Raw genomic sequence first — 23,946 nt, 5'->3', positions numbered from 1 at the left:
GTTGATTGTCTGGATTTATAAAATAGAAGGGCTTCTGTTTCAGGGGAACTTAAGACTTTCAGATATGCGGTCACTTCTTATTTACCCCTCCCTTCCAAAGGAGTTCCTGAGCTTCATGCTATAGATAGAAAAAAGAAATTTAAAAGATAGAAATAATGTAAATTATAAACATAAAAATTAATCTAAATCAATCACCAATTAGTATTAAAAACTATAAAAAAAAGTATTATATAAATTTCAAACAAAAGTATTAATGATTATAATTATAATAATAGAAAAAATCAATTATTTATTTTGTATATATAATTAATTTGTATAGCTAAGACTATTTGGAAAAAATAGCAGATGAAAAAGGTGAAATTTAAGAGAACTTTTGAATGTTTTATATGGACAATTTTTTTTAAAAGTTTTATTTTAATATAATAATTTATCTATGCCTTATATAATTTGGAGGTAAATAAGATGTGTCTTGCAATACCATCAAAAATTATAAAGATAGAAGACTCAAGAGCTGTAGTAGATGTATACGGTGCACAGCGTGAGATTAGCCTACTTGTACTTGAAGAACCTGTAAATATTGGGGATTATGTTATTGTTCATGCAGGGTTTGCAATCCAGAAACTTCAGGAAAATGACGCAAAGGAGAGGCTCGGTTACTTTAATCAATATCTTGCTGCTTTAGAAAAAGAGGAGTTCCCCTCAGAGGAACCTGTAAAAAAACCACGTAAAAGGACAAAAACAGTTAAATAAAATATATTGTATATTTCCCCTCCTTACCAGAAACATTTTTTATGGAGTCTTTTTAATGCTTAAAAATGACCGCTGGATTAGAGAAATGGCAAAAAAAGGTATGATAGAGCCTTTTCATGGAGAAATAACAGGAAAGGGGATTATCTCATATGGAGTTAGTTCATATGGCTACGATATGAGAGTATCTGATGAGTTCAAGATATTCACTCCAAAAAAAGATACGATTATTGATCCAAAGAAGATCGAACCAAATTGTTTCGAAAATTTTAAGGGTGATGTTTGTATAGTTCCTCAAAATTCATTTGTCCTTGCGCGTTCTCTTGAATATTTCAGGATTCCAAGAAATGTTCTTGCTATATGTCTTGGAAAATCAACATATGCAAGATGTGGAATAATTATCAATGTAACTCCACTTGAACCTGAATGGGAAGGATACGTCACAATAGAAATATCGAATACCGCACCTTTGCCTGCTAAGATATATGCAAATGAAGGTATTGCACAACTTCTATTTCTTGAAGGTTCTGAAATTTGCCAAATTTCTTATGCAGATAAGAAAGGGAAGTATCAATCACAAAAAGAAATAACAATAGCAAAGACTTAAAATGATAAGGAAATAGTTGTGCTAAAAAGCAACAAGTTAATACTTGCTATAGATGTATCAGAACCAGATTATGCAATCGACCTCGTTGAAAAATTTAAAGATCATATTGAGATTTACAAGGTAGGTTTTGAACTTTTTAGTGTAGCAGGTCCAAGTATAATTGAAGAAATAAATAAAAGAGGGAAAAGAGTTTTTCTTGATTTAAAATTCCATGACATACCTCATACAGTTGCGAAAGCATCTATTGTAGTAACAAAGCTCGGAGTACATATGTTTAATGTTCATACTTCAGGTGGTTTTGAGATGATGAAAAGATGCAGAGAAAGTGTTGTTGAGTTATGCCTTAAAGAAAATATAGATCGTCCCAAGATTTTTGGGGTAACAGTTCTGACAAGTCTCTCACGAGATAATCTCAGAGATGAACTCGGGATACAACATAGTGTTAGAACACATGTTAGGCATCTGTCAGGTCTTGCACTAAAGGCTGGCTTAGATGGTGTTATATCATCTGCAAGAGAAGCTGAGATAATTAAATCTCATTGTGGTCAGAACTTTCTTGTAATATCACCCGGCATAAGGCCTTCATGGACTCCTCCAGATGATCAGAAAAGAACAATGACTCCAAAAGAAGCAATTAGGGGAGGTGTTGATTACATTGTAATGGGAAGAGCTATAATTAACCACAGTGATCCCCTCAAGGCTTTAGAATTAATAAAGCTTGAAATGGTTACTGCCTGATTATCTTTAGGTAAATTTTATTTGAGAAATTTCAACCCGGCTGTTGAATATAAATCACCATTTTTTCTTTTAGACCACATAAGTTTTGCTTTTAATCTATATCTCCCAAAATCAACATTCACAATATCACCTCTTGAGATATGAAGATTATCTTTAATTTTTATTCCAACGCCGTTTAAAGATTTATTGAAAGTTCTAGCTTTAATCTTATTTTGATTATACGAAAAAACAAGTGGCCTATCATTTTTCTTACGAAAGTCATTTCTTCTATCAATTCCAAACTTTCCACTGAAAGTAACATTGCAGTAAGGGCAGGGTCTAAAATTTTCTACAGATAATGTATAAGAATCTCTCTTACAATTTGGACATTCAATTCTAATCATATTGACCTCTTTAAATATCTTATTAAATATCTTATTAAAATTTAGCATAAGCTTTTTTAAAATGGTATCGTTAAAATTGTATTTAATTTGTAGTATTTTTACTACAGAAGGTCATAAAGAAATAATAAAAAAAATTATGTTATAAATTTACAATTAAGACATATTTTTTCTTGAAAACACACTAAATATCGGATAACATTGTTCTTATGCTTGATAATTTTTTTAAACCAAAATCTATAGCAGTTATTGGAGCATCAAGAACTCCAGGTAAAGTTGGATACGATATCCTTAAAAATATAGTTCAATATGGATTTGACGGAAAGGTTTATCCAATTAACCCTGGCGCTTCAGAAATTTTAGGAAAGAAGACATTTCCTACAATTATTGATGTTCCTGAAAATATTGATCTTGCAATAATAGTAGTGCCAGCAAAAAATGTTTTAGAAGTTATCGAACAGTGCGGGAAGAAAAAGATTGATTCTGCAATTATTATTACAGCAGGTTTCAGAGAAAGTGGACTGGAGGGTAATAAACTTGAACAGGAATTAATAAGAACAGCAGAAAAATCAGGAGTCCGATTTATAGGACCAAATTGTCTGGGATTAATAGATTGCCACTCAAGAGTGAACGCTTCTTTTGCTGCAGGTATGCCTGAAAAGGGAAATATAGGCTTTTTTTCACAATCTGGGGCACTATGCCTTGCTGTGCTTGATCGAGCTTTACCAGATGAAATAGGGTTTTCAAAATTTATAAGTATGGGAAACAAGGCAGATATAACAGATACGGATATAATGTTAGCTCTGGCTGAAGATGAGAACACAAAAGTAATTATTGGATATATTGAAGGTGTAAGTGACGGTAGAAAGTTTATGGAGGTAGCAAGTCAGGTAACACGAAAAAAACCTTTGATAATACTGAAAGCAGGTATAACAAGTTCAGGTGCAAAGGCAGCATCGTCACATACAGGGGCACTTGCAGGACGTGAAGCTGCTTTTGATGCAGCTTTCAAACAGAGTGGAATTATCAGGGCACATACTATAAATGAACTTTTCAATTATGCAATAGCCTTTGCAAATCAACCTTTACCAAGAGGGCCGAATGTTGCAATTATAACAAATTCAGGTGGGCCAGGGATTCTTGCAGCAGATGCATGCGACAAAGCAGGCCTTCAGCTTATACCCCTCCACAAAGAATTAGTTGATGAACTGAGAACTTTTCTGCCACCTGTTGCATCATTTTACAATCCTATCGATATCCTGGGAGATTCTGGTGCTGACAGATACGATAAAGCGATCAATACTGTATTGAAAGATGAAAGGATTAACGGGCTTATAGTGCTCCTGACACCAACGGCTGTTGTAAATGTGCAAGATACGGCAATGTCAATTGTGAATATAACACGGCTGATTGACAGGCCGATTCTTACATCATTTATGGGGAAAAAGACTACTGAACAAGCAAACAAAATTCTTACAAAATATAATGTACCTAACTACAATTATCCTGAAGATGCTGTTGCTACATTTCATGCAATGTACCATTATAATGTCTGGATAAAGAAGAAAGAAAAGACTTTTCAAGAATTCAGCGGATTCAAAGAAAAAGCTAAACATATTTTCAATAAGGTCAGAGGCGAAAATCGTGAGAGACTAACAGATTCTGAAGTTCATGATGTATTGAATGCTTATGGATTTTCTCAACCTAAAGGTTTATTTGCAAGAACATCAGAAGAGGCTGTTGCTGCTGCAAAGGGGATAGGATATCCTGTAGTTATGAAGATTGTTTCACCACAAATAATCCATAAAAGCGATATCGGTGGAGTAAAGGTAAATTTAAACAGCAAAAAAGAAGTCGAAAATGCTTTTTTTGATATAACTACACATTTGAGGAATATAATGCCAACTGCACATATATATGGTGTTATGATTCAAGAAATGATTATCGGTGGTAAAGAAGTTATAGCAGGAATTACAAAAGATCCTCAATTTGGACATATGGTTATGTTCGGACTTGGTGGAATTTATGTTGAGGTTATGAAAGACATCTCATTCAGGATTGCACCTCTGAGCAAAGAGGATGTCCATGAAATGGTGCGAGAAACAAAAACCTTTCCACTATTAAGAGGAGTTCGAGGAGAATCAGAAGCAGACATAGAGGCAATAGAAAATGCTTTATTACTTTTATCACAGATGGCTATTGATTTTCCAGAGATCGTAGAGGCTGATATAAATCCTTTACTGGTCAAAAAGCGTGGAGAAGGTATAATAGCAATTGATGCACGTTTTACCATAGGAGGTAATTGACATGGTTTCTTTATATATCGGTTCTACAGGAGGATATACTGGTAAAAGTCTTGTATCCATGGGAATTGGTAGCAAATTTATTAAAGATGGATTCAGGGTTGGATATATAAAGCCAGTAGGCATACTGCCTGTAAAGATTAACAATATTCTTACTGATAATGATGCATGGCGTATTTACAGGGCACTTGAATTAAAAGACCCTTTATCCGAAATATGTCCTGTAGTTTTAACTCAGGAACTCGCTGTTAATAGTTATTTAAGGGATGTGAAAGGTCTTCTAACAAAAATAGTAAAATCATATAATTTACTAATAAAAAACAAAGATATCATGATAATCGGAGGATATGGAAGTATATATACCGGCAGTTACCTTGGTGTTCAGGGATTGAAGATAATAAAACGTTTGAATGCAAAAGTTATTGTGGTGGTTAAATATGAAGGTGAATACATTGTTGATTATATACTTCAGGCTCAGAAAGACCTCGGAAAAAGACTTCTCGGAGTTATACTAAACAGAGTGACACCAGAGTTGAAGCAGAGCGCAGAGGAATATGCATTACCTTTTTTAAGAAGAAAAGGGATTGATATTCTTGGAACCCTTCCATATGATTCAGTGGTTGGATCGGTTACAGTAGAGGAATTAAATGAAATCCTTGGAGGAAAAGTTTTATGTTGCCACGAAAAGCTCGGCAATCGCGTAGAGCATTTTTTAATTGGAGCTATGCAGGTTGATAAAGCAATAGAGTATTTCAAAAAGACAAGGAATTATGCAGTTATAGTTGGTGGAGATAGAGCTGATATCCAACTATCAGCCATAGAGTCAGGCTCTGTATGTCTTGTTCTAACTGGAGAATTATATCCAAGTGAAATCATTATAGCCAAAGCAGAACAGAAAGATATACCTATTGTCGTAGTACGTGAAGATACATATAGTATTGCTAAAAAATTAGAGAAACTATCAGTACGTATACGTCTTAGAGATGTAGCAAAAGTAAATCGTGGCATGAGACTGGTTGCTGAAAATATTGACTTTAAGCTCCTTTATGATAAGCTCGGGATCAAGTTGATGCAATAACTGAAAATATGTCCCCACTTTATTGAAAAATTACTTGACATTCATTAAAGCTTCTGATATATACTTTTCATGGAGATTTCTATAAAATTAGAGGATTTTTTCTGTCCTAATGAAACGTGCCTTGATTATGGAAAAAAGGGACTCGGTAATATTGTTATCTATGATACTTATGGGAAAAATAGAAGGAAACTTTTGAAATGTAAAACCTGTAATTTCAAGTTTTCGGAGAGAAGAAGCACTTTATTTTTTGGCTTTCATACAAAAGAAACAAAAATAAAAGAAGTAATATTTTATCTGCTTGAAGGAATGAGTTACAGGGAAGCAGCTACAGCTTCAAATCTTGATAAAGATACTGTTCAGAGAATCTGGAAAAGATTCTTACTATATTGCGAAGATACAATGGATAGTCTTTTAAAAGAATTCAATATAAAACTTGAAGATCTAATTATGCTTTTATATAAAAGAATACAAAAGAGGACAAGATAACAATGGGAAAAATTAGAGTTGCAATTGCTGGAGTTGGAAATTGTGCAAGTTCTTTGATTCAGGGTGTTGAATATTATAAGTCTCTTGGAGAACATCATTCAGACAGCTCGCTCGGTCTAATGCATTATAATCTTGGCGGTTATAGCCCTGAAGATATAATTTTTGTAGCTGCATTTGATATTGACAAGAGGAAAGTCGATAAACCACTCGCTGAAGCCATTTTCGCACAACCAAATTGCACAAAAACAATTACACGAAATATACCTGATTTTCCGGTAAAGGTTATGATGGGACAGGTATTAGATGGTGTATCTGTTCATATGGAAGAATATCCAGAAAACAGGCGCTTTATTGTTGCAAAAAAAAGAGCTGTTGATGTTGTAAAAGTTCTAAAAAAGAGTGGAGCAGATATTCTTCTAAATTACTTACCTGTTGGCTCTGAAAAAGCTACAGCTTTTTATGCCGAGGCCTGCCTGAAAGCAGGTGTGAGCTTTATAAATTGCATTCCTGTTTTTATAGCATCGAGCAAGGAATGGATCAAGCGTTTTGAGAAAAAGAACATACCAATTATTGGAGATGACATTAAGAGTCAGATAGGCGCAACAATTATACACCGAACCCTTACAAAGCTTTTTGAAGATAGAGGGGTTAAACTTGATAATACATATCAATTAAATGTTGGTGGTAATACAGATTTCCTTAACATGCTGAACAGGCACCGATTGATATCGAAAAAGATTTCTAAGACAGAGGCTGTTCAGTCACAACTTCAGATTCCTCTTCAGAATGAACATATTCATATTGGACCTTCCGATTATATACCCTGGCTTCATGACAACAAGGTCTGTTTTTTAAGAATGGAAGGAAGAATATTTGGTAATATACCGATTCATGCAGAATTACGTCTCTCTGTTGAAGACTCGCCTAATAGCGGCGGAGTCGTTATAGATGCAATCCGTTGTTGCAAGATTGCAAGAGACAGAGGTATAGGAGGTGTCCTTATATCTCCTTCAGCATATTTTATGAAACATCCCATTACCCAGTTCCCTGATGATAAAGCAAGAGATATGGTGGAAGCTTTCATAAACGGGAAAATAGAGAGGTAAATGCTTAGTGCAAGGCTTGGCCATTTTTTTGATACACCTCTCAGACCTATCCTGAAATATATACCACTTAGTCCAAATGTTCTTACTATTATAGGTTTTCTTATAACATCACTTGCTGCAGTTATTATTCATCGGAATATAAAGATAGGTGGTATTTTGATTCTTATTGGTGGTATTTTTGACATGCTTGATGGCATGGTTGCCCGTATAAAGGGAAGGACCTCAAGATTTGGTGCATTCCTTGACTCTGTCCTTGATAGATATTCTGATGCTTTTTTATTTCTTTCTATTGCATGGTATCTTGCAGGGAAGGGCGACAATGAAGGTGCATTTATCAGTCTTGGGACATTGATAGGCGCATTCTTAATCAGCTATGCACGTGCGCGTGCAGAAGGTCTTGGGGAATCATGCCACACAGGAATTATGGAACGTCCTGAAAGGATTATATTGCTAATTTTTGCAACACTGACCGGATGGATTGTGCCTATTTTATGGATAATGCTAATACTAACTCATTTTACTGTATTACAGAGAATATATTATGTAAGAAAAAAGATGAATCAATAATAAGTTTATTAAAATGTATAAACCAAATTCTTCTTGACAAGTTCATATGTCATTAATATAATTAAAAAAATCATGGTGGATATGGAATGACAAAGGCAGATCTGGTAGAAAAAATATTTGAAAAGATTGGTCTTTCTAAAAAAGAAGCACAGGATATTATTGAAATCCTTTTTGATACGATGAAACAGGCATTTATTGAAGGAGAGTCTATAAAAATTTCAGGATTTGGAACTTTCAACGTCCGTAAAAAGATGGCACGCAGAGGAAGAAATCCCAAGACAGGTGAAGATCTCGAAATAAGTCCAAGAAGGGTTATTACTTTCCGAGCAAGTAACCAGCTTAAAGCTTCTATGGGAAAAGAGAATGCTTAAATCTGCAGTAGAAAAAAAAGAATATACTTACTTCCCCGATAAGCTTTTTTATAAAATAGGAGAAGTAAGCAAGATAGTTGGAGTTGAAGCCTACGTTCTTAGATATTGGGAAACAGAATTTCCATTTTTAAAACCTCGAAAAAGCAAATCAGGTCAACGTGTATATGTGAAAAAAGATGTGGAGATGTTGCTTACTATTAAAAGGCTTTTATACCAAGAGCGTTATACGATAGAGGGTGTAAGAAAAAAACTTGGAATTAGTTCAGTAGCTGTCGAAAAAAATACAGAAAAGGATTTACAGAAAAAGGATGTTCGTCAGCCTGCCCTGGTAATAGAGCATATCAAAAAAAGGATCAGGGATATTCTAACCCAGCTTCAGTAATTAATAGACAATCGGGGCGTAGCGCAGCCTGGTAGCGCACTCGCTTGGGGTGTGAGTGGTCGGCAGTTCAAATCTGCTCGCCCCGACTAATAAAAATGAGGATAAATGAATACATTTCTTAACTGGTTAATTGAGACTATTGGAACAATGGGTTATCTAGGCATTATTTTTTTAATGTTTGTAGAAAGTACGTTTATCCCTCTTCCTTCTGAGCTCGTAATACCACCTGCTGGTTATCTGATCTCACAGAATCAAATGAGCTGGATTGGTGTTATAGCTTCTGGAACAGCCGGAAGTCTTCTCGGTGCCCTTTTTAATTATGCTATTGCTGTATTTCTTGGAAGACCTTTTATACTAAGATATGGAAAATATTTTTTGATTTCAGAGAACCGGTTCAAAAAAGGAGAAGATTTTTTTCTTAGACATGGTAACATAAGCACATTCATAGGTCGTCTTATACTTGGTGTAAGACATTATATTTCATTTCCAGCAGGACTTGCCAGAATGAATCTTAAAAAATTCTGCTTTTATACTGCAACAGGCGCGGGGATATGGGTATGCATTCTCGCATACATTGGCTATTTTGTTGGTAATAATAAAGATAAAATATTTCAAGCGAGCAGGCAATGCAGTGTCTATATCATAATATGTTCAGTATTAGTTATAGCAGTTTATATTATCTGGCATATGAGAAAAAGCAATAAATAAATCAGCTATTTTAATTTTAAACAGTCTTCCATCCAGAGGCAATTTACCTGATCGCAAATACCGTTTTTCGCTGTGCCAAAACAGTCAAAATTTCCTTCTGCTCTCTGTATAGCACGTATAATATTTTCTTTTTTCATATTACCAACTACTTTTATGCCTTTAGATTTTGCAATCCCTTTGACTTCTTTGAGTGTCATTATCTTCCTCCTTTTTTATTTTAAAATAAAAATAGCAAACTATTCACTTATTTTCAAGCTGATGTCAACTGCTTTAGCAGAATGAGTAAGTGCACCTATAGAGATAAAATCAACACCGGCCTCAGCGACTTCTCTTATATTCTCAAGATTGATATTCCCTGAAGCTTCAAGTAAAACCCTACCATTAGAAATCTTTACAGCTTCTTTTATATTGGAAAGGGGCATATTATCAAGCATAATCACGTCTGCTCCTGCTTCAATTGCCTCAACGAGTTCTTCAAGTTTCTGAACTTCTACCTCAATCTTAATAAGATGATAATGTTCTTTTGCTCGCATGACAGCTTCTTTGATACCACCAACGGCATTTATGTGGTTATCTTTAATAAGAATACCATCAAATAGTCCAAACCTGTGGTTATTGCCTCCTCCGATTCTTACTGCATACTTCTCCATAAATCGGAGACATGGGGTTGTCTTTCTTGTATCGAGTATTTTAGCCTTAGTACCTTTAATCTTGTTATGGAACATGCGCGTCAGAGTTGCTATTCCAGAAAGCCTTTGTAAAATATTCAGACTTACCCTTTCCCCTTTTAAAATTGTACTTGTCTTTCCAGAAACCTTTGCGATTATTTCACCTTTATGAACCTGAGTACCTTCTGAAAGAACCGCTGTAAATATTATTGAAGGATCAAGTAACCGAAAGACTTCTCTACAAAAAGGTATACCTGCTAAAATGAAATCTTCTTTTCCCTTAAAGGTTGCTATTGAGTGATTTTCTTCAGGTATCAGAAGGGTTGTTGTGATATCTCCGGTTCCTATATCTTCTTCAAGAGCAGTATGAATGATATTTATTACACTTGGAGGAATATCCACTCTATTTCCTTTTTAATAGCAGAGAAAAAAGACCCCAAACTCCTCCTAATACAGCACCAAGTGCAAGAGCAGAGCGCCAGTCGAGCACTGTTGTTATATCACCTTCTATTTTGTTAGAAATAACCAGAAAGGCAGAAGTATTTTCTGATTTTATATTCTTTGCAGCTAAACATCCAATAGCTGATCTACTTACAGATACATCTTCTCTAGAGATAGAAAGGGGTGTTAGTGAGTAATTTACAGAAACATGGTTGCCGGCAGTTATTGCACTAATACTTTGATTCAGATTTATCTCGTTTCCTCTGAGTAATCCTGAGGCACCCTGAGTGATATCTATTTTTTCGCCATCAATACTTAAAGCTCCAACCTGCTGAAGTTCTATGTGTCCCCCTTCAACAGCCCTTATAGTACTCTGTTTTATATTAATAAACTCACCTTCAATGAATTCCAGGTCGCTTTTTTGTATCTTATCTTTCTGCTTATTAGCCATTTTAGTCCTCCGCCTCTTTAAGTATTTTTTTACTTTTTAATATCCTCTCTTTAATATTAATTAGTTCTTCATATTTTGCCTTTTCCTTTTCAACAATCTCTTTTGGAGCCTTTTTAATAAAGTCTTCATTAAATAATTTCTTATTCAAAATAGATAATGATTCTTCGATTTTTGCCTCATCTTTATTGAGTCTATCGAGTTCAGTTGTAATATTCAATAAGCCTTTAAGAGGAATATATATTTCCATAGAGTTTTTAACAGAAGTAGCTGAATGGGATGGTTTCTTTACATTCATACCTATTTTTATTTCTTTTGCCCTTGAAAGCCATAAGAGATACTGAATGTTTTCATTTAATAATTTTTCTGCTTCGGTAATGAGTGTTTTTATAGATACATTGATTTTAAGAGATGGTGTAATATTCAATTCACCCCTTATTGTTCTAATTCCAGTAACAGCATCAATTAGATAAAACATTTCTTTTTCTGCATCATAATCCTTATGAACTGATTTAGGAAAATCTGATATCATTATACTTTCCTTTAGTTTTTCTTCGCTTACAATTGAATATTGGTTCATAATTTTTATTTTTAAATCCTTTATTTTCTGCCATAACTCTTCAGTAACGAAAGGCATGAAAGGATGTAGTAATCTTAAAGATGTTTCAAAAGTATGAAGAAGGCACCATCGTGCTCCACTTTCATATTTAGTATCCTGAAGGTCGATTTTAGCCATCTCAATATACCAATCACAAAATTCGTGCCATAGAAATTGATATATACTACTTGCGGCGTCGTTGAAACGGTATTCGTTAAGAGCATTATTTATCTGGTCAACTGTAGTTGAAAGTCTACTTAATATCCATCTTCCTGGAAGGGACATATAGATTTTAGATGAAACATTCTGAGTTTCGGTATTCATGGTTATGAACCTTGCTGCATTCCAGATCTTATTTACAAAATGACGGTATCCCTCAACCCTGTCTTCTGAGAATTTGATATCACGGCCCTGTGCAGCAAAGGCTGCAAGTGTGAACCTGAAAGCATCTGTTCCATATTTATCCATCATTATTAATGGATCGATAACATTTCCTTTAGATTTTGACATCTTATGCCCTTTCATATCTCTTATAAGGGCATGGATATATACATCTTTGAATGGCACATCATGCATGAATTTGAGTCCCATCATTATCATTCTTGCGACCCAGAAGAATAAAATATCAAACGCAGTTACAAGAACACTTGTAGGATAGAAGTTTTTCAGGTCGTCGGTATTATCAGGCCAACCTAATGTTGAAAATGGCCAGAGTGCAGATGAAAACCACGTATCAAGGACGTCTTCATCTTGTATAAGTTTGTCAGAATTACAATAAGGACATATCTCTGGTTCCTTTTTTGAAACAATAATACCTTTTCGCATTCTGCATTCATGACTTTTCATTTCATTACAATACCACACAGGTATTCGATGTCCCCACCATATCTGACGTGAGATACACCAGTCTCTGATGTTCTCCATCCATGAAAAATATGTGTTCTCCCAGATCTTAGGAATAATCTTAATTCTGCCATCTCTGACAGCTCTGATGGCTTCCTTGGACATAGATTGCACATTGACATACCACTGCTGGGTTAATAGTGGTTCAGTTACTGTCTTGCAACGATAGCAATGTCCTAATGCATATTTGTGTAGATCCTCTTTTTCAATTAGATTAAGTTCCTTTAAATCTTTCAAAACAAGTCTCCTACATTCGTACCTATCAAGACCTGCATAATTCTTCCCTGCAAGGGATGTCATATATCCATCGTCTCCAATAACTGTTATAAATTTCAGGGGAGGGTTCTGCCTTTTTGCCATTGCTTCATCATTAAAATCATGAGCAGGGGTTACCTTAACAGCACCCGTCCCAAACGAAGGGTCTACTGCTTTATCAGCAATTATAGGAATTATACGCTCTGTTAAAGGCAGTCTTACTGTTTTTCCTATAAATTCAGTGTATCTTTCATCATCAGGATTTACTGCAACAGCAGTGTCACCAAGCATAGTCTCAGGTCTTGTGGTAGCTACTGTTATATATTTGCTGCTGTTATCTGAAAGCGGATATCTTATATATGTTAGTTTCCCATCCAATTCTTCGTATTCAACTTCTAAATCTGAAAGTGCAGTGTGACAACGTGGACACCATTGAACTAACCTGTTATCTCTATATATAAGTCCATCTTCATAGAGTTTTATAAAAACCTCTCTTACAGCACTCGATAATCCTTCATCAAGTGTAAATCTTTCTCTACCCCAGTCGCATGAGGCCCCCAGTCTTTTAAGCTGGTGAATAATTCGTCCTCCATATTCAAATTTCCATTGCCAGACCCTCTTTATAAAATCTTCGCGTCCAAGTTTATGCCTGTCAAGGCCTTCAGATGCTAGTTGTTTTTCAACAACATTCTGGGTTGCAATGCCTGCATGGTCAGTGCCTGGCAACCAGAGAACCTTATATCCTGACATACGCTTCCAGCGTGAGAGAATATCCTGCAGTACTGTATTAAGAGCATGGCCCATATGAAGAGAGCCAGTAACATTGGGAGGGGGGATTACTAATGAATAATAAGGACCTACTGGAATCGATTCAGGGGAAAAAAACCCCTTTTTCATCCAATATTCATACCATTTTACTTCGATACCCTGTGGATTGAAGCTTTTTTCTAAAATTCCGACCTAATCCTCTCTATTTCCTTTGAAATCAAAGTCTCAGCAAGATCAGGTACAGTCTCCCATATCACCTTTTCAACCTCTTTTGTAAGGGACTCAAGTGAACCTTTTAACATTTCTTTAAGCATTCTCTCAACAAGGTCAGGTGCAACTTCCCAAAGTATCTTTTCGACTGAATCTCTCAAGACAGGCATGAGAGAGGTATTGATTAATTCCTTTAAATTAACAGAGGAGATTAATTCATCTATGCGTTCATGAACCGAATCCTTAAAGATCTTAATCAGTTCATCTTTAGTGGGAATTTCTGCTGCTGGAATACCGCTAACAACTTTTGCAGATTCAATTTCTTGGGTTTTGATTTCTTCTTCAATAGATGGAACTTCTAAAGGAATCTCTTCTGCTACTTCAAGGTATGCTTCTGAAATAGCTTCTTCAGTTTCTTCTGATTCTGTTGCCAAGACTTTTGCTTCAGTCTCTTCAGAAATCTGCTCAAATGACCATAAATCATCTTCATGGATGACCTCAGCTAATTCTTCTTTGCCTTCTTCTTTAAGTTCTTCGAATTTTCTTTCTCCTTCAATAGCTTTTAATGATAAAGCAGAGTTTATTTTATTGATTAGCTCCTGTGATTCAAAAGGTTTTACAATAAAGTCATCAGCACGTACCTGCTTTACCATTTCTTCATTTATAGGTTCAAATGCTCCTGCAAGTAGTATTACTGGAATATTACTTGTAATTGGATTTTCCTTAATTTTTTCACATAGCTGATAACCGTTTATTTTTGGCATTTCGATATCTGCAAGTATTATATCAGGCATGTATGTAGGGATAGCAGTCAATGCCTCTTCTCCAGTATTTGCAGTCTTAATATCGAATCCTTCTTCAGCAAGTATTAGCTCTACTACTTTCTGAATCGTAATACTGTCATCTGCAAGAAAAAGTTTATGTGCCAATGGTCACCTCATTATTTTTATATATCTTGAAGAATTTTATTGTTAAGTTATGAAAAAGTCAAGTAATATAATAAAGGCTTTTATTATAAAGCTCTTTTTTACTTATATTATATTGTTCTGCAATCCTTTGTACAGCTTCTTTCCTGCTTAAACCTTTCTTCATAAGGGAGTGTACTTCAGATAGAGCATCCTCTGGTAAAATATATTTTATAGAACTTCTTCCTTCAACTATGATTATATACTCACCGTATATCTTCGAATGTTCAAATAAGGGGAGTAATTCATGTATGAAACCTCTAAAAACTTCCTCATGAATTTTTGATATTTCTTTAATAATCGCTGCTCTTCTTTCAGAAAATATTTTATCCATGTCAATAAGTGTCTCAAAGACTCTATGAGGTGCTTCATAGAATATGAGAGTTCTGGTTTCGAAGCATAAATTTTTCAAAGCTTTCAATCGCTGACTTTTATTTGAAGGAAGAAAGCCAATAAAAGTAAACTGTTCTGTAGATAGTCCAGATAATGACAGAGCAGCGACGAAAGATGTAGGTCCTGGTATTACTGTTAAAGGTATTTTTTCTTCTATTGCTTTTTTTATAACAATAGCACCAGGATCTGATATACCAGGGGTTCCTGCATCTGATATAAGAGCTACTGATTGACCTGAACGCAGTCTGCTTATTATCTCATGCGCTTTGATCTTTTCCTTTGCACCCCAATAACTTATCATTGGTTTGGAAATACCATAATGGTTGAGTAATTTTAATGAATTACGGGTATCTTCTGCTGCTATTATATCAACCTCTTTGAGTATCCTTATAGCTCTCAAGGTAATATCCTCGAGATTACCTATTGGCGTAGAAACTATATAAAGAGTGCCTATCACTCTATCTTCAAAAGTTTCTTTAATCGTTTATCTGCTTTGACAACTTCATCCACACTATCTCCAGATAGATCCCATGAGTATTTTCCTTCGACTGAACGCTTCAGTTTGATCTTCACAGGTTTATTTACTTTTATCTGCTGAATTTCTGGTTGTGTTTTATACTGAAAATTTTTTGAACTTTCAGAACATGTTATTCCAACTAAAAATATAATAACAAAGAAAAAGAAAACACCAACTGTTAAAATAGTTTTTTTCATTAGTATTCAACTCCTTTTTCTGGTTTAAGATTCTTTATACCAGATATCATCCATCCAATGTCATAAGAAGTTCCACATTGAGGGCATATTAATCCAATTTTTGTTTTAGTTTTCGTTTTTTTAAAAAAAACATGGAAGCCTTTTGTGTAAGAACAATTCGGACAAACTCTAAACTCTTCTTTAATTTCCATGTTATTAGTACCCCCTGTATTTATTTGTTATAGGAAAACGCCTATCTCTTCCGAATGCTCTCTCTGTAATTTTGATTCCGGGAGGTGACTGTCTTCTCTTATATTCGCTCTTATCAATCATTGTGATTACATTACATATCAAATTAATATCTAAACCAAGAGATGCGATCTCTTCAAAGCTTTTATCTTCTTCAACATAAGCCTTAATTATGTTATCAAGTATCGGATAAGGAGGAAGTGTATCGCTATCTTTCTGCCCGGGCTTAAGTTCAGCAGAAGGCTCTTTTGTTAAAACTCTCTCTGGTATCAATATCTTTCGTGATTTCTTGTTTTTCCATTTGCTGAGTTCATAAACTAAAGTTTTCGGTACGTCTTTAAGTACAGCAAAACCACCAGCCATATCTCCGTAAAGGGTTGCATAACCGACGCTCATCTCCGATTTATTTCCTGTCGTCAAAACCAGCCAGCCAAATTTGTTCGAAAATGACATAAGGATATTGCCACGAATCCTTGCCTGAATATTTTCTTCAGTTTTATCCATTGCTAATCCACAGAATTCTTTTTTTAATGTATTTAAATAACTCTGAAATATATTGTGAATAGGTACTTCTATCAATTTTATTCCAATATTCTCTGCAAGTTCATATGCATCTTCTCTGCTTATTTTTGATGTATAAGGAGAAGGCATGAAAATACCATACACTTTATGTTTACCGATAGCCTCTACAGCAATTGTTGCGACAAGCGAAGAATCAATTCCGCCACTCAAACCTACTACAACCCCCTTAAAATCATTCTTCTTAATATAATCATGTGTACCGAGTACAAGAGCATTATAGATTTCTTCCAAGGGTTCAAAAACCGGTTTACATTTTAAGGACGGTTTGCTTATATATTTTCTTTTCATAGGAGTTTTCTTTTCAGTAAAAATCTGGATCTTTTCTAATGATCCTTTATTGAGTTTTGATATTTCTTGTCGTCTCAATGGAGCATGTAATCTTTTCATTATGATTCCTTCAAGATCAATGTCAGCAATAATGAGATCTTCTTTAAATTGTTTCCCACGTGCAATTACCTTGCCATTCTGATCAATTATCATGCTATGTCCGTCGAAAATCAGTTCGTCCTGCCCGCCGACTATATTTAAATATGCGATTATAACAATGTTATCTGTTGCACGAGTTGCTAACATTGTTTCCCTGAATTTTCCTTTGCCTATACGATATGGTGAAGCATTGATATTGATGATGACTTCAGCACCTGCAAGAGATTGAATTCTTGAAGGTCCTTCTGGATACCATATATCTTCACATATATTCACCCCAATCCATGTGTTACCCAACTGATATATAGGGCATCTTGTGCCTGCCTGAAAATATCGATATTCATCAAAGACACCATAATTTGGCAGATACATTTTGTGATATACATCTATAATTTTTTTGTTATAAATTATTGCTGCAGCATTGAAAATATCATCTCTTTTGTCAATAAAACCTACAATAGCAGTTATATTTGTTGTGCTTTTCTGGATAGTTTTCAAGGCATTCAGGTTATCATTGATAAATTGCGGCTTTAAAAGAAGATCTTCAGGAGGATAACCACTTATAGAAAGTTCAGGGAAAGCTATAATGTCAGCTCTTAATTTAATAGCTTTCTCAATATATTGAACAATTTTAAAGATATTGGCTTCAAAATCGCCGACTGTCGGATTAATCTGAGCAAGAGCAATCCTTAATGATCTCATATACGATTTACCCTTGTTAGTAATTGATGAACAATTTTGCTTATTATAGCATTTGTTCAAAATTTCAACAAAAAATATATAATCGAGGGTAAAATATTATGTGGCCTATTTAATATTGAAAATAATGATAAATGCCTTTTCTATTGCTGTAGCAGTAAGGCTTATTGATGGTATAACCTTTACAGGAGAATGGTGGAAAATGATTATTATTGGTGCAATTTTTGGTATTGTTAATACATTTATAAAGCCGTTAATTACTCTTTTCACAATTCCTCTGATTATTTTTACCCTTGGACTTTTTACTCTCATCGTCAATACCCTGATGCTTACGATTACTGCTCAACTCTCAATCCCCTTTAAACTCGGGTTTGAAATTAATGGTTTTGGGCCTGCTTTTAAAGGAGCATTAATTGTAAGTATTGTAAGCATGTTGCTTTCTTGGATTACGGGACTAAAAAAGATTAGATACTATAGACAATGAAAAAGGATGTTATAGATATTATCAAGACTTCACTGCATTCACTCGGTGTTGATCCAATACCTACAATTGAGGTTGAAGTACCACCAAATGATTCAATGGGTGACATTGCGACAACAGTTGCAATGTCACTATCGAGGCAATTAAAAAAACATCCTCGAAAAATAGCAGAGGATATTGTGTCTAATATAGGCGATAACTCTTTTTTTAAAAAAATAGATATTGCAGGACCAGGTTTTATAAATTTTACATTCTCTATGGAATATCTTTTTGCAGAATTAAAAAAATTGATTTTATATAAGAGTAAGTTTCTGAGAGAAAATATCGGGAAAGACAGAAAGATTCAGATAGAATTTATAAGTGCTAATCCTACAGGTCCTTTACATCTTGGACATGGAAGAGGAGGTGCTGTAGGTCAAGCTCTTGCAAATCTTTTAAAAGCAGCAGGTTTCAACATTGAACGCGAATACTATATAAACGATGCTGGGAAACAGGTAAAACTCCTCGGTCTGTCAGTTTTTGCAAGGTATCAACAATTATTGGGAAATGATTATCAGTTTCCTGAAGACGGATATAAAGGTGGATATATTGAAGATATTGCAAAGGAGATAATAAGAGAAAAAGGAAAAGAGCATAATCAAAAAGATTTTCAAGAAGTTTCAGATTTCTTCATCGATTTTTCATATCGCAAGATACTGTCAGGAATAAAAGATGACTTGAAAGAGTTCGGGATAAGCTTTGATACCTGGCAGAGTGAAAGGCAACTCTTTGATAGTGGTGAAGTAAAAAATGCTATTGAGGATCTAAGAGATAAAGGATTTATTTATGAAAAGGATGGAGCTACATGGTTTAGGGCAACACTATTCGGCGATGATAAAGACAGGGTTATTATTAAAAAGGATGGTGAATATACTTATTTTACATCAGACATTGCATACCACAGAAAGAAAATAGAGAAGCGTTTTGATGAGCTTATAGACATATGGGGTGCTGATCATCATGGGTATATTCCAAGAATAGAGGCTGTAATAGAAGCTCTCGGATATCCAAAAGAGAAATTAAAAGTTTTGATAGTTCAGATGGTTAATCTTATGAGAGGAGGAAAACCGGTTCAGATGTCAAAGAGGGCAGGGGAATTTGTTACGTTACGTGAAGTAATAGATGAAGTCGGCCCAGATATAACTAAGTTTATATTCCTCACAAGACGTCCTGATAGTCATCTTGATTTTGATCTCGATGTTGCAAAAACTCAATCATCAGAAAATCCTGTATTTTATGTGCAGTATGCAAATGCAAGGATAAATAGTATTTTTAATTATGCAATAGAAAATGGCATTAATGTTGAAAATCTCAATGATGCAACATTAGGTTTTTTAACAACATCTGAAGAACTAAAGATTATTAAAAAACTTCTCACATATAAGATGGTTTTTGAAGGTGCTGTTAATGCACGTGAGCCACATAGGATCACATTTTTTCTGCAGGAACTCGCAGGAATTTTTCACCCATATTACAACAAATATAGAATAATCGGGAATGATATTAAATTGAGCAGGGCAAGGCTTGCATTATGTGAAGCTATAAGGATTGTTCTTCGGGATGGTCTTGAGATACTCGGAGTAAGTGCTCCTGAAAAAATGTAAAAAATTGATAATTGACATTACTTGTAACATCTTGGTATAAATATAGCCTTATGATTTTAAAGACCAAAAAGATATGGATGGATGGGAAATTTGTAAACTGGGATAATGCTAAAGTGCATATTCTCACACACACCCTTCACTATGGACTTGGTGTTTTTGAAGGAATCAGGTGTTATGAGACACAGAATGGACCTGCAATTTTCAGACTTGATGAACATATTGACAGGCTTTATGATTCCGCACATATTTTTATAATTGATATTCCATATTCTAAAAAAGAGATTAAAGAAGCGATAATCAAGACGGTAAAAATAAACAAAATAAAAGAATGTTATATAAGGCCATTAGTATACATAGGATATGGCGCTATGGGACTATATCCCAAGGAAAATCCTGTTAATTTAATGATTGCTGTTTGGCCATGGGGAACATACCTTGGAGAAAAGGGGCTTAACGAAGGAATAAGAATAAAGATATCTTCTTTTATAAGAAACCATGTAAATTCCAATATGTCAAGGGGAAAGATTTGCGGATATTATGTCAATTCACAACTTGCTAAAAAAGAAGCTATTATGTGTGGATATGACGAGGCCCTGCTTCTTGATACAGAAGGATACATATCAGAAGGAAGCGGTGAAAATATTTTTATTATCAGGAATGGTAATCTAAAAACCACTCCTCTTACTTCAATACTTGAAGGCGTAACAAGGAATAGTATCATCAGGATTGCTAAAGACATCGGTATAGAAACAATTGAAGAAAGATTTACCCGCGATGAGCTTTATATTGCGGATGAGGCTTTTTTAACTGGCACTGCTGCTGAGGTTACTCCAATTAAAGAAGCTGATGGCAGGGTTATCGGAAGTGGAAAACCAGGAGAAATAACAAAAAAACTCCAGTCAATATTTTTTGAAATAGTTAAGGGAAAAAATAATAAATATGAATCCTGGTTAACAAGGATTTAATATAATCAACACTTTATTTTATATGATAATTTGATGTGAGGTTAAAAGGGGTATAGAATACTATACCCCTTTTTATTTATTTCTTTTCTTCGACTGCTGGTGCTGGTTTTTCTTCTGATATTGGTTTTTCTTCTGATGCCGGTGCTTCTTCAGCTTTCATATGACACTTTCCGCAATCTGCCTCTGTTGATTGTGAAAATGCCTTCTGGCCATCATGGCATTTACCACAGTAATCAGTCTTACCATGATCTTCTTTTGTCATTTTAAAAGAACCTTTTTTCGTTGCCCAGGGTTTTGGATGGCAATCATTACATTTCATTCCCTGTTTTGCACCATGTGTATCACCTTTGAATATAACTTTGCCAGCTTCACCGCCTGCAAATTCAATGGATTTCCCAGGCAAGACTGCCATCGCACTTCCAATAAATGCAATAGCCATAAGAATTGTTAAGACAAAAGTTAATTTCTTCACTAATGTCACCTCCTTTCAAATTTCAAACTTAATATCCAGAGAATAAGTTTAAAAAAGATATACTGTGCAAATAATATAATTAACCAGAAAAAATAAATTATTATTTTTAAGACTTACCAATAAAAATATAATTTAAATATAAATTATTTTCAAGGTGTTTCTTGAATTCGGTATTACACTGATGTATTATGTTAATATTATATTATAAATAAAGGAGTAAAAATGGCAGACGTTATTGACATGGAACAGAAGAATGAAAAGGAAATAGAAATACCTGATACTTTACCAGTTCTTCCAGTAAGGGATATAGTAGTTTTTCCTTATATGATACTGCCACTTTTTGTTGGCAGAGATATGTCCATAAAAGCTATAGAATATGCTCTAAGCACTAACAGAATGGTATTGCTAATTACTCAAAAGGATCTGAACATCGAAAATCCAACTCCTGATGATCTCTATTCTATGGGAACAGTTGCTCTTATTATGAGAATGCTGAAACTCCCTGATGGTAGGGTTAAGATACTTGTTCAGGGTTTAAGTAAAGCAAGGGCATTAAATTATGAACAGACTGACCCTTTCTTTAAGGCAAGAATCGAGAAGGTAATTGATTTGAAACCAGAGAAACTAACCATTGAGGATGAAGCGCAAATTAGGATGATAAAAGAACAATTAGAAAAGGTTATTTCTCTTGGGAAGTCAATACTTCCTGATGTTGTAGGAATTATAGAGAATATTGATGAGCCTGGAAGACTTGCAGACCTTGTTGCCTCCAATCTTGGTTTAAAATCTGAACAATCACAAGAGATTCTTGAGATTGAAGATGCTGTGCAGAGGCTCAAGCGTGTGAACGAGATATTAGCAAGAGAAGCAGAACTGCTTACAGTTCAACAGAAAATTCAATCTGAGGCCAGAGGAGAGATTGATAAAACACAGAGGGAATATTTTTTAAGAGAGCAGCTTAAGGCAATTCAAAAGGAGCTCGGTGATATTGATGAAAGAGCAGAAGAAATAAAGGAATTCAGGAAAAAAATTGAAGAAGCAAAGATGCCGGAAAAGGTTATGAAAGAAGCAGAGAAGCAATTAAAACGTCTTGAAAAAATGCATCCTGACAGTGCTGAAGCAGCTACGGTCAGGACATATCTTGATTGGCTTGTTGAACTACCGTGGTCAAAGTCTACGATTGATAATCTCGATATAAAAGCTGCTGAAAAAGTACTCAATGAAGATCACTATGACCTTGAGAAAGTAAAAGAGCGTATTCTGGAATATCTAAGCGTCAGAAAGTTAAAAGAAAAGATGAAAGGCCCCATTCTTTGTTTTATTGGTCCTCCAGGTGTAGGAAAAACATCACTCGGCAAATCTATTGCAAGAGCACTTGGAAGGGAATTTGTAAGAATGTCGCTTGGAGGTGTCAGGGATGAAGCAGAGATAAGAGGACACAGGCGGACGTATGTTGGCGCTCTTCCTGGCCGTATAATACAAGGCATAAAAACAGCAGCAACGAATAACCCTGTATTTATGCTTGACGAAATTGACAAAATAGGAATGGACTTCAGAGGAGACCCTTCATCAGCTCTTCTTGAAGTACTTGACCCGGAACAGAACAATTCTTTTGCAGACCATTATCTTGCAGTTCCATTTGATTTGTCAAATGTGATGTTCATAACAACCGGAAATCTTGTTGATACAATTCCAGGCCCATTAAGAGACAGAATGGAGATAATCTATCTGTCAGGTTATACAACTGAAGAAAAAGTCGGGATTGCTAAGAACTATCTTATCCCAAAACAGCTTGAAGAACATGGATTAAACAACAAGGTTCTGAAAATTACTGATTCCGGGCTTTTTAATATAATCTCACAATATACCAGAGAAGCAGGTGTCAGAAACCTTGAGAGAGAAATTGCGAATCTTTGTAGGAAAGTGGCAAAGAAGATAGCTGAAGGTAAAGAAAAGACATTCGTTATCTCTTCACAGAATGTTCACAAATATCTCGGGATCCCTAAGTTCCTTCCCGAAGAAGAAATGGAAAAAGATGAGATTGGTGTAGCAACAGGACTTGCATGGACCGAAACAGGAGGGGATATTATTTATGTTGAGGCAACGACCATGAAAGGAAAGGGGAATCTAACACTGACAGGACAACTTGGAGACGTGATGAAGGAATCAGCACAAGCAGCTTTAAGCTATGTAAGGTCAAAAGCAAAGATTCTCGGAATTAAAGATGATATATTTTCTAAAACTGACCTCCATATACACGTACCGGCTGGCGCTATACCTAAAGATGGTCCATCTGCCGGTATTACAATGGCAACTGCAATTGCATCAGCACTTACTGGAAAACCTGTAAGTAAAAATGTTGCAATGACAGGAGAAGTTACTTTAAGAGGAAGAGTTTTACCGATTGGAGGTTTGAAGGAAAAGGCTCTCGCAGCAAAGAGAATGGGAATCAATAAGGTTATAATTCCTAAACGGAATAAAAAAGATCTTGAGGATATCCCAAAATATATAAAAAAGGATATGGAGTTTATTCTTGCTGAAACAATGGATGATGTTATAAAAATTGCACTTAAGAGAATAGATGGAAGAAAGTCTCGAAAAAGAAAAAAATGAG

The 23,946-nt window shown here is 34.9% G+C and carries 26 protein-coding genes and 1 tRNA gene; 16 read left to right on the top strand and 11 right to left on the bottom strand.

Going from position 1 to position 23,946, the window contains the following annotated elements:
* Window positions 1-462: 462 nt before the first annotated feature.
* The 3 genes from HXY53_06865 to pyrF are packed head-to-tail and all read left to right on the top strand — an operon-like array spanning window position 463 to window position 2,092.
* The gene (locus tag HXY53_06865) at window positions 463-750 is read left to right on the top strand and encodes a HypC/HybG/HupF family hydrogenase formation chaperone (GenBank protein NWF76281.1); all 288 of its coding nucleotides are present in this window, start codon (window positions 463-465) and stop codon (window positions 748-750) included.
* A 55-nt stretch (window positions 751-805) separates the two neighbouring features.
* Entirely contained in the window at window positions 806-1,354 is a 549-nt protein-coding gene (locus HXY53_06860; protein NWF76280.1) for a dCTP deaminase, read from the top strand.
* An 18-nt stretch (window positions 1,355-1,372) separates the two neighbouring features.
* On the top strand, window positions 1,373-2,092 hold the full coding sequence (gene pyrF / locus HXY53_06855) for an orotidine-5'-phosphate decarboxylase (GenBank protein ID NWF76279.1): 720 nt from the start codon (window positions 1,373-1,375) through the stop codon (window positions 2,090-2,092).
* Window positions 2,093-2,109: 17 nt separating this feature from the next.
* Here the strand turns inward: pyrF and HXY53_06850 are convergent, their stop codons facing one another.
* On the bottom strand, window positions 2,110-2,475 hold the full coding sequence (locus HXY53_06850; GenBank protein ID NWF76278.1) for a PilZ domain-containing protein: 366 nt from the start codon (window positions 2,473-2,475) through the stop codon (window positions 2,110-2,112).
* 206 nt (window positions 2,476-2,681) lie between these two features.
* Between HXY53_06850 and HXY53_06845 the strand changes: the two genes are divergently transcribed.
* From HXY53_06845 to HXY53_06805, 9 genes are all read left to right on the top strand, one after another.
* Window positions 2,682-4,778: an acetate--CoA ligase family protein gene (locus HXY53_06845; GenBank protein NWF76277.1), complete on the top strand. Its 2,097-nt coding sequence runs from the start codon at window positions 2,682-2,684 to the stop codon at window positions 4,776-4,778.
* A 1-nt stretch (window position 4,779) separates the two neighbouring features.
* On the top strand, window positions 4,780-5,853 hold the full coding sequence (locus HXY53_06840) for a phosphotransacetylase family protein (protein ID NWF76276.1): 1,074 nt from the start codon (window positions 4,780-4,782) through the stop codon (window positions 5,851-5,853).
* A gap of 69 nt (window positions 5,854-5,922) precedes the next feature.
* Window positions 5,923-6,339 (top strand): hypothetical protein, encoded by a 417-nt coding sequence (locus HXY53_06835; GenBank protein ID NWF76275.1) that lies wholly within the window; start codon window positions 5,923-5,925, stop codon window positions 6,337-6,339.
* 2 nt (window positions 6,340-6,341) lie between these two features.
* On the top strand, window positions 6,342-7,445 hold the full coding sequence (locus HXY53_06830) for an inositol-3-phosphate synthase (protein ID NWF76274.1): 1,104 nt from the start codon (window positions 6,342-6,344) through the stop codon (window positions 7,443-7,445).
* The gene (locus tag HXY53_06825; GenBank protein ID NWF76273.1) at window positions 7,446-8,012 is read left to right on the top strand and encodes a CDP-alcohol phosphatidyltransferase family protein; all 567 of its coding nucleotides are present in this window, start codon (window positions 7,446-7,448) and stop codon (window positions 8,010-8,012) included.
* A gap of 86 nt (window positions 8,013-8,098) precedes the next feature.
* Window positions 8,099-8,383 carry an integration host factor subunit alpha gene (locus HXY53_06820; protein ID NWF76272.1) on the top strand — a complete coding sequence of 95 codons (285 nt, stop codon included), beginning with the start codon at window positions 8,099-8,101 and terminating at the stop codon, window positions 8,381-8,383.
* On the top strand, window positions 8,376-8,765 hold the full coding sequence (locus HXY53_06815; protein NWF76271.1) for a MerR family transcriptional regulator: 390 nt from the start codon (window positions 8,376-8,378) through the stop codon (window positions 8,763-8,765). Before HXY53_06820 ends, HXY53_06815 begins: the two co-directional genes overlap by 8 nt.
* Before the next feature lie 12 nt (window positions 8,766-8,777).
* Window positions 8,778-8,851, top strand: a tRNA-Pro gene (locus HXY53_06810).
* Between the two features lie 19 nt (window positions 8,852-8,870).
* Entirely contained in the window at window positions 8,871-9,473 is a 603-nt protein-coding gene (locus tag HXY53_06805) for a DedA family protein (protein ID NWF76270.1), read from the top strand.
* A gap of 5 nt (window positions 9,474-9,478) precedes the next feature.
* Here HXY53_06805 and HXY53_06800 read toward each other — a convergent pair whose 3' ends face one another.
* The 9 genes from HXY53_06800 to HXY53_06760 are packed head-to-tail and all read right to left on the bottom strand — an operon-like array spanning window position 9,479 to window position 17,774.
* Window positions 9,479-9,670: an SAP domain-containing protein gene (locus tag HXY53_06800; protein NWF76269.1), complete on the bottom strand. Its 192-nt coding sequence runs from the start codon at window positions 9,668-9,670 to the stop codon at window positions 9,479-9,481.
* Window positions 9,671-9,709: 39 nt separating this feature from the next.
* Window positions 9,710-10,537, bottom strand: coding sequence for a carboxylating nicotinate-nucleotide diphosphorylase (nadC, locus tag HXY53_06795; protein NWF76268.1), 828 nt, complete (start codon window positions 10,535-10,537; stop codon window positions 9,710-9,712).
* A 7-nt stretch (window positions 10,538-10,544) separates the two neighbouring features.
* Window positions 10,545-11,033 (bottom strand): hypothetical protein, encoded by a 489-nt coding sequence (locus HXY53_06790; protein NWF76267.1) that lies wholly within the window; start codon window positions 11,031-11,033, stop codon window positions 10,545-10,547.
* 1 nt (window position 11,034) lies between these two features.
* Window positions 11,035-13,740, bottom strand: a complete 2,706-nt coding sequence (locus HXY53_06785) for a valine--tRNA ligase (GenBank protein NWF76266.1) — start codon at window positions 13,738-13,740, stop codon at window positions 11,035-11,037.
* Complete coding sequence (locus tag HXY53_06780) at window positions 13,734-14,693, bottom strand: response regulator (protein ID NWF76265.1); 960 nt, start codon at window positions 14,691-14,693, stop codon at window positions 13,734-13,736. The genes HXY53_06785 and HXY53_06780 overlap by 7 nt, the downstream gene beginning before the upstream one ends.
* 58 nt (window positions 14,694-14,751) lie before the next feature.
* The gene (rsmI, locus tag HXY53_06775; protein ID NWF76264.1) at window positions 14,752-15,579 is read right to left on the bottom strand and encodes a 16S rRNA (cytidine(1402)-2'-O)-methyltransferase; all 828 of its coding nucleotides are present in this window, start codon (window positions 15,577-15,579) and stop codon (window positions 14,752-14,754) included.
* Complete coding sequence (locus HXY53_06770) at window positions 15,576-15,836, bottom strand: hypothetical protein (protein ID NWF76263.1); 261 nt, start codon at window positions 15,834-15,836, stop codon at window positions 15,576-15,578. Before HXY53_06770 ends, rsmI begins: the two co-directional genes overlap by 4 nt.
* Window positions 15,836-16,027, bottom strand: a complete 192-nt coding sequence (locus tag HXY53_06765) for a hypothetical protein (protein ID NWF76262.1) — start codon at window positions 16,025-16,027, stop codon at window positions 15,836-15,838. The genes HXY53_06770 and HXY53_06765 overlap by 1 nt, the downstream gene beginning before the upstream one ends.
* 4 nt (window positions 16,028-16,031) lie before the next feature.
* The gene (locus HXY53_06760; GenBank protein NWF76261.1) at window positions 16,032-17,774 is read right to left on the bottom strand and encodes an NAD+ synthase; all 1,743 of its coding nucleotides are present in this window, start codon (window positions 17,772-17,774) and stop codon (window positions 16,032-16,034) included.
* Window positions 17,775-17,889: 115 nt separating this feature from the next.
* Between HXY53_06760 and HXY53_06755 the strand changes: the two genes are divergently transcribed.
* Genes HXY53_06755 through HXY53_06745 form a run of 3 tightly spaced genes read left to right on the top strand, consistent with a single transcriptional unit; the run spans window position 17,890 to window position 20,860 of the window.
* Window positions 17,890-18,255, top strand: a complete 366-nt coding sequence (locus tag HXY53_06755; protein ID NWF76260.1) for a phage holin family protein — start codon at window positions 17,890-17,892, stop codon at window positions 18,253-18,255.
* On the top strand, window positions 18,252-19,895 hold the full coding sequence (locus HXY53_06750) for an arginine--tRNA ligase (GenBank protein NWF76259.1): 1,644 nt from the start codon (window positions 18,252-18,254) through the stop codon (window positions 19,893-19,895). Before HXY53_06755 ends, HXY53_06750 begins: the two co-directional genes overlap by 4 nt.
* A gap of 50 nt (window positions 19,896-19,945) precedes the next feature.
* Complete coding sequence (locus HXY53_06745) at window positions 19,946-20,860, top strand: branched-chain amino acid transaminase (GenBank protein NWF76258.1); 915 nt, start codon at window positions 19,946-19,948, stop codon at window positions 20,858-20,860.
* Between the two features lie 76 nt (window positions 20,861-20,936).
* Here HXY53_06745 and HXY53_06740 read toward each other — a convergent pair whose 3' ends face one another.
* Window positions 20,937-21,299 carry a hypothetical protein gene (locus HXY53_06740; GenBank protein NWF76257.1) on the bottom strand — a complete coding sequence of 121 codons (363 nt, stop codon included), beginning with the start codon at window positions 21,297-21,299 and terminating at the stop codon, window positions 20,937-20,939.
* A 255-nt stretch (window positions 21,300-21,554) separates the two neighbouring features.
* Between HXY53_06740 and lon the strand changes: the two genes are divergently transcribed.
* Window positions 21,555-23,945 (top strand): endopeptidase La, encoded by a 2,391-nt coding sequence (gene lon, locus HXY53_06735; protein NWF76256.1) that lies wholly within the window; start codon window positions 21,555-21,557, stop codon window positions 23,943-23,945.
* Window position 23,946 lies beyond the last annotated feature (1 nt).

It is taken from the genome of Nitrospirota bacterium (assembly GCA_013388455.1).
In the GTDB taxonomy this organism is placed as follows: Bacteria; Nitrospirota; Thermodesulfovibrionia; order Thermodesulfovibrionales; family SM23-35; genus JACAFF01.
This window is presented reverse-complemented; position numbering and strand designations above follow the sequence as displayed.

Excerpts from the sequence above, each read along its gene's own strand:
- HXY53_06865 (NWF76281.1), top strand. The coding sequence starts at position 463 with ATGTGTCTTGCAATACCATCAAAAATTATAAAGATAGAAGACTCAAGA.
- HXY53_06860 (NWF76280.1), top strand. The coding sequence starts at position 806 with ATGCTTAAAAATGACCGCTGGATTAGAGAAATGGCAAAAAAAGGTATG.
- HXY53_06850 (NWF76278.1), bottom strand. The coding sequence starts at position 2,475 with ATGATTAGAATTGAATGTCCAAATTGTAAGAGAGATTCTTATACATTA.
- HXY53_06845 (NWF76277.1), top strand. The coding sequence starts at position 2,682 with ATGCTTGATAATTTTTTTAAACCAAAATCTATAGCAGTTATTGGAGCA.
- HXY53_06840 (NWF76276.1), top strand. The coding sequence starts at position 4,780 with ATGGTTTCTTTATATATCGGTTCTACAGGAGGATATACTGGTAAAAGT.
- HXY53_06835 (NWF76275.1), top strand. The coding sequence starts at position 5,923 with ATGGAGATTTCTATAAAATTAGAGGATTTTTTCTGTCCTAATGAAACG.
- HXY53_06830 (NWF76274.1), top strand. The coding sequence starts at position 6,342 with ATGGGAAAAATTAGAGTTGCAATTGCTGGAGTTGGAAATTGTGCAAGT.
- HXY53_06825 (NWF76273.1), top strand. The coding sequence starts at position 7,446 with ATGCTTAGTGCAAGGCTTGGCCATTTTTTTGATACACCTCTCAGACCT.
- HXY53_06820 (NWF76272.1), top strand. The coding sequence starts at position 8,099 with ATGACAAAGGCAGATCTGGTAGAAAAAATATTTGAAAAGATTGGTCTT.
- HXY53_06815 (NWF76271.1), top strand. The coding sequence starts at position 8,376 with ATGCTTAAATCTGCAGTAGAAAAAAAAGAATATACTTACTTCCCCGAT.
- HXY53_06805 (NWF76270.1), top strand. The coding sequence starts at position 8,871 with ATGAATACATTTCTTAACTGGTTAATTGAGACTATTGGAACAATGGGT.
- HXY53_06800 (NWF76269.1), bottom strand. The coding sequence starts at position 9,670 with ATGACACTCAAAGAAGTCAAAGGGATTGCAAAATCTAAAGGCATAAAA.
- HXY53_06790 (NWF76267.1), bottom strand. The coding sequence starts at position 11,033 with ATGGCTAATAAGCAGAAAGATAAGATACAAAAAAGCGACCTGGAATTC.
- HXY53_06770 (NWF76263.1), bottom strand. The coding sequence starts at position 15,836 with ATGAAAAAAACTATTTTAACAGTTGGTGTTTTCTTTTTCTTTGTTATT.
- HXY53_06765 (NWF76262.1), bottom strand. The coding sequence starts at position 16,027 with ATGGAAATTAAAGAAGAGTTTAGAGTTTGTCCGAATTGTTCTTACACA.
- HXY53_06760 (NWF76261.1), bottom strand. The coding sequence starts at position 17,774 with ATGAGATCATTAAGGATTGCTCTTGCTCAGATTAATCCGACAGTCGGC.
- HXY53_06750 (NWF76259.1), top strand. The coding sequence starts at position 18,252 with ATGAAAAAGGATGTTATAGATATTATCAAGACTTCACTGCATTCACTC.
- HXY53_06745 (NWF76258.1), top strand. The coding sequence starts at position 19,946 with ATGATTTTAAAGACCAAAAAGATATGGATGGATGGGAAATTTGTAAAC.
- HXY53_06740 (NWF76257.1), bottom strand. The coding sequence starts at position 21,299 with ATGGCTATTGCATTTATTGGAAGTGCGATGGCAGTCTTGCCTGGGAAA.
- lon (NWF76256.1), top strand. The coding sequence starts at position 21,555 with ATGGCAGACGTTATTGACATGGAACAGAAGAATGAAAAGGAAATAGAA.